The organism is Mesorhizobium sp. M1409 (assembly GCF_040317535.1).
Classification (GTDB): domain Bacteria; phylum Pseudomonadota; class Alphaproteobacteria; order Rhizobiales; family Rhizobiaceae; genus Mesorhizobium.
Genome location: NZ_JAMYKV010000116.1, coordinates 1 through 4896, shown reverse-complemented (window position 1 = coordinate 4896; position 4896 = coordinate 1). Strand labels below are relative to the sequence as shown.

Here is a 4896-nt window from a genome sequence, read left to right as displayed (position 1 = left end):
TGGTTTTTCTGGCCCCCTTGCTACTGGATTTTCCCCTCAAACCATCTGTTTTTGCCTCATCCTTTCTGGGTCGGGGTCTTGCGCGGGGTCCGCCCCCCCACTTCCAACTCCAATCCGCAGCGCCGAAAGCGCCTTGACGAGCGGCTTCTCATGTGAGGCCGCATTCGTCACCGCCAGATCTTTGTCTTGGATGGCGGTCGCACTGCCAAGCTAAGTCTTCCATGAGGGTTGTCGTCCTCCGAACTCGGATCGGAACGCCACTCTCCGCCTGATCAGGGGGGCCGAATTTGAGGACAGCTCACCTGCGATTGGCGGATCATAGGCGGTGGCTTCGCGGGACCTTCGGCTGCTCGTTTAGTTCGCTGCGGGTTCATCCTTGCCTTTGGCGCGCAGGGCCTAACCTGATCGCAGAGGCTCCAGGCGACCGAGACACGCCGAGTGGCGCAATCGCGGAACATATCTGGAGAGCAGACGAGGACGTTTCAGGGGCAGGCTACGCAGCTTGCCCGTGGCCTCGGCCCGGTCCCCATGCTTTTGTTCGGGCTTTCGACATTCTTGTCCAACTTCGGACAAAAGACGCTTTGCGGATTTTGTTGCGGCGACGGCTCGTCGCTGAAAAACCAATTTGATGCATAGCTTTGAGACAAATGGCGCGGTGCTTGCTCCAGGCTCGTTAGGCCCCAAGAAAGCACGTAGAAACCAGGAACAATGCCATTGCTGACACCGCGAAGCTCCATACAAGCGCCTGAGAAGGTCGTCCCTGTTCCCGCTGAACATCGGGGCATCCTCCACTCCAGAAGTCCGTGCTCGGTAACTGTCTTGCTCACGATTGGCCTGAGGCCGACTGCCTATTGCGACGCGCACACTTCCGATCACCACCACCTTTTTCGTCGAGCACGAGAAGCGGATCGTCTATGTCCCTTCAAGCGCTATCGGCGTAGCGGGCCTGTCCGAGCCGCTCGAACGCATACAGATCACCCATACCGACTGGGCGTGGGGGGGGCGACGAAGAGGAGCCATGCCGTCCCTAACGGCATGCCAAAGAACGGAAACCGCAAAGCCTCATCTAATGTCCCGGGATGCCGGTTATTCACCCCAACCTGCTCGACCTATCAGCTTCCCAATTTCGAAAAGCTCTATGACGAGTTTGAGAAGGAGGGAATTGACGCGGTCTATTGCGTCTCCGTCAACGATGCCTTCGTCATGAATGCGTGGGGGAAATCCTTGGCTCTGCAGAAGGTAGAGCTCATCCCGGACGGCGCTGGCGAGTTCAGGCGCAAAATGGGCATGCTGGTCGCGAAGGACAATCTCGGCTTCACGCTGGCGCTACGCCGCCCTGATCAACAATGGCGTGGTGGAGCCGTGGTTCGAGGAGGAGGGTTTCTCCGACACTGCAAAACCGACCCCTATGGTGTCACATCCCCACGGAACGTTCTTGGACGTTGGAGGCCATTAAAGCTGAGGCCGCAAAGCAGCCAATTCTCGTCAAGCCTGTTACCACAGCCAACCGCGCGGCCAGATAGTTCGTCGGCAGGCTCTTTGTTCCGGATTATGAGAGCCAGGAAAGTGGATGAATAATGCCCGACAAATCAGGATATGCGCTATGCCACCCTAGGCGGCGTCCTTGGATATTGGAGCAACGTTTGGATCATGCAATTGAACGGTGATCAGAGACTGGTGGCTTATCGGCGGATGCTTCGCATCCGTCGATTCGAAGAAGAGGGTATGCGCCTGATAAAAGGTGACAAGATCCCTGGTTGGTTCCACTCGAGCGTGGGTCAGGAAGCCGCTATCGTGGGGGCATGTCTCGCCCTTCGGGACGATGACGCCATGACCGGCACCCATCGTTCGCACGGCCATCCGATCGGGAAGGGTGCGGATCTGAACGCGCTCATGGCCGAGATGATGGGGAAGGAAGGCGGCATTTGCAAGGGGCGCGGCGGTTCGATGCACTTTGCAGACAATTCGGTCGGGATCATCAGCGAATCGGGTGTCGTCGGAGGGGGCATTCCTCTTGCCACAGGATGCGCGTTCAGTGCCAAGGTGCGGGGCGTCGATCAGGTTACCCTTTGCTTCTTCGGCGATGGAGCGGTGAACCAAGGCACCTTCCATGAGAGTCTCAACATGGCGTCGCTGTGGAAGCTTCCGGTCATCTATCTTTGCGAGAACAACGGCTATGCCATGACCACCTCAGTGGCGCAAAGCCACGGGCAGCTGGACATCGCGCTGCGGGCCGCGGGCTATGGCATGCCAGGGGTAACGGTTGACGGACAGCACGTGAGCGCCGTCTATGACGCTGCGGCACAGGCCGTTACGCGAGCACGCGCGGGCGAGGGGCCCACTCTGATAGTAGCCACCACCTATCGGTTCGATGAGCACAATTTCGGTTTGGTGATTCCGGGGGAGCCTTATCGATCGGTTGAAGAAGTCGAGGCTCACAAACGCGAACGCGATCCGATTTTGCTATATCGTATTGTGCTCCTCGCAGAAGGCATAAATGAAAAGAGTCTGAGAGCAATCGAGGACGAGGTTGCCGAAGCTGTCAAGCTGGCTGTACAATTTGCTTTGGCCAGCCCCATGCCTCGGCCCGAAGCTTTGCCCGATTACATGTTCAACTCGCCCCCTGCAGGCTATTACAGCTTCGTAGCTGGGCTGGAGACCAATTAATCAACATGGAAACTGATGCCCAGAAACTTGCCGCGACGCCGGGCACCCATATTCAGATGACCTATCTTGAAGCGCTCGTGCAGGCTCAGATGGAGGAAATGGATCGTGATGAGCGCGTCGTCCTGATGGGAGAGGACATCTCGGTCCATGGCGGCGCCAAACTTATTGAGCGCTTCGGCAAGAACCGGATTTGGAATATGCCGATTTCAGAAGGCAGTTTTACGGGCCTTGGAATCGGGGCTGCCGTCAACGGATTGCGACCGATCGTAGACCTCGCAGGTGCCAGCTTCGTATATCTCGCCTCGGACCAGATCATCAACCAAGCCTCGAAATTGCGGTATATGACTGGAGGCCAAATCGACATTCCGATCGTGTTTCGTTGCTGTATGTTCTCGGTGGGGTCCGAGGCGGCGCAACACGCCGACCGGCCTTATCCGTTTTTTATGAATGTGCCGGGCCTCAAGATCATCAGCCCGACTAGCGCCGCCGACATCAAGGGGCTGATGAAATCGGCCATTCGCGACGGCGATCCTGTACTCGTCTTCGAAGACGCCCGCCTGTGGCCGCTCAAGGGTAATGTGCCCACAGATCCGGACCATGTAATTCCCATTGGCAAAGCGGAAGTGAAGCGTGAGGGAAGAGACGTAACCCTTCTCGCTATTGCCGGCGCCATTCGGCCGACGATGGAAGCTGTCGACGCGCTCGCCGAGGAAAGCATTTCGGTCGAAGTGATCGATCCACGTACGTTGAAGCCGCTCGATTATGAGGCCATCAAGATGTCAATCGCGAAGACCGGACGGCTCGTGGTAGTCGAGAACGGTCACCGTGTCTGCAACGTCGGAAGTGAAATCGCCGCGGTGATGGCCGAAGAGGCGTTCGATCTATTGAAGCGACCAATCCTACGCCTGAGCGCTCCGGACATTCACGTACCATTCAGTCCGGCCCTGGAGAAAGATTTCTTCCCGACGAAGGACCACATCATCGCCGCCGTACGGCGGCTACTCTAGCCGAAGCACAGGCTGTTTCCCGGTCCTCACGGAACCGCGCCGATCGACGTATTCGGCCTGCGGCTTGCCGCGTGCCGCCGTCGTCATCGACAAGCGGGCGTCGGTGCAAATGCCGCGGCATAATTCCGAGGCCAAATTAACTCCGAGTGAACAGAAAACCTGAGGATTTCTGCGGATAGCGCATGGGTATCGGCATAATCAGAGGCTCCGCAGGAAGGCCAAGAGATGATCGTAGGGGCAAGGCGTAGCGCCCGCCGGCCCCATCCTTTTGTTTAGTCTTCCGACATTCTTGTCCAACTTCTGACAAAAGAAAGGTCTGTCGGCGACGCCTCGCCGCTGCAAAAGCAATGTGATTGCACGGCTTAAAGTCAAATGGCGCGGCGCTTGCTTCAGACTTTCCGGTCCCGAGCGAAAGCGCGCATAAAACCAGGAAAGCAATAGTTATGATCGTGAAAAATAAGGTTTCCTTGTCATCTTTCGCCAGCATCTGCGCGATGAATCGATCGCGCGGCCAAGCCCTCACCGTTGGGAAGATAAGACATCCCTCGACTATTTCAGCGACAAGCGTCCTCCCTTCTCGGTGCCCGGTGCCTTACCCCGACCTGCTCGAAGCTGCCAACCGCCCAATTTCGAAAAACTCCATGACGAGTTTGAGGAGAGGGAATCGGCGCGATCTACTGCGTGCCCGTCAACGATGCCTTCGTCATGAACGCTCGAGGCAAAGCGGTTGCGGTGTCGTTGGTCGACAATCCAGCCTTAATTGCTAGATCACGAATACTGCGATTCACCGCAAAAATTCTTTTTCTATGATCGATGCCATGATCGGTGCATTAGCAACAGCGCGGGAAATCAGCAATGCCAATTATGGAACGTACATTTTTCCATGACAAGTTCGACTTAACCGGGAAAACTGCTTTGATAACCGGCGGAGGGCGTGGCATCGGTTTGCAGATCGCGCTCACCTTGCAACAAGCCGGTGCCGATATTATCCTTACTGGCACTGACGGGATCCGCGTGGCGAAGGCCGCAGATCAGTTCCCCGTCAAACCGCAGGTCCATCAACTCGATGTCACGGATTCGCAGGCGGTGCGCGATCTCGCCGGTAAAATCGACCTTTGCCCCGACATCCTTGTCAACAATGCCGGCGTGTCTCGTTCCGCGCCGACGAGTCATACGACCGATGAGGATTGGCGGGCGGTGCTCTCTGTCAATTTGGACGGCG

General features: G+C 57.0%; 3 protein-coding genes and 1 pseudogene. All 4 read left to right on the top strand.

Annotated elements, in window-relative coordinates; all coding sequences use genetic code 11:
• Positions 1 to 987: 987 nt before the first annotated feature.
• Positions 988 to 1455: pseudogene (locus NKG99_RS35310) on the top strand (redoxin family protein); the annotation flags it as partial.
• A gap of 195 nt (positions 1456 to 1650) precedes the next feature.
• Positions 1651 to 2667: a thiamine pyrophosphate-dependent dehydrogenase E1 component subunit alpha gene (locus NKG99_RS35305; protein ID WP_352826265.1), complete on the top strand. Its 1017-nt coding sequence runs from the start codon at positions 1651 to 1653 to the stop codon at positions 2665 to 2667.
• 5 nt (positions 2668 to 2672) lie between these two features.
• Positions 2673 to 3674 (top strand): alpha-ketoacid dehydrogenase subunit beta, encoded by a 1002-nt coding sequence (locus NKG99_RS35300; RefSeq protein WP_352874063.1) that lies wholly within the window; start codon positions 2673 to 2675, stop codon positions 3672 to 3674.
• Positions 3675 to 4529: 855 nt separating this feature from the next.
• Positions 4530 to 4896, top strand: a 367-nt coding sequence (locus NKG99_RS35295) for an SDR family NAD(P)-dependent oxidoreductase (RefSeq protein WP_352874061.1), incomplete at its 3' end; no start/stop codon positions are given.

Bases quoted from the DNA above. Each gene is read 5' to 3' on its own strand.
- NKG99_RS35305 (WP_352826265.1), top strand. From the start codon at position 1,651: ATGCAATTGAACGGTGATCAGAGACTGGTGGCTTATCGGCGGATGCTT.
- NKG99_RS35300 (WP_352874063.1), top strand. From the start codon at position 2,673: ATGGAAACTGATGCCCAGAAACTTGCCGCGACGCCGGGCACCCATATT.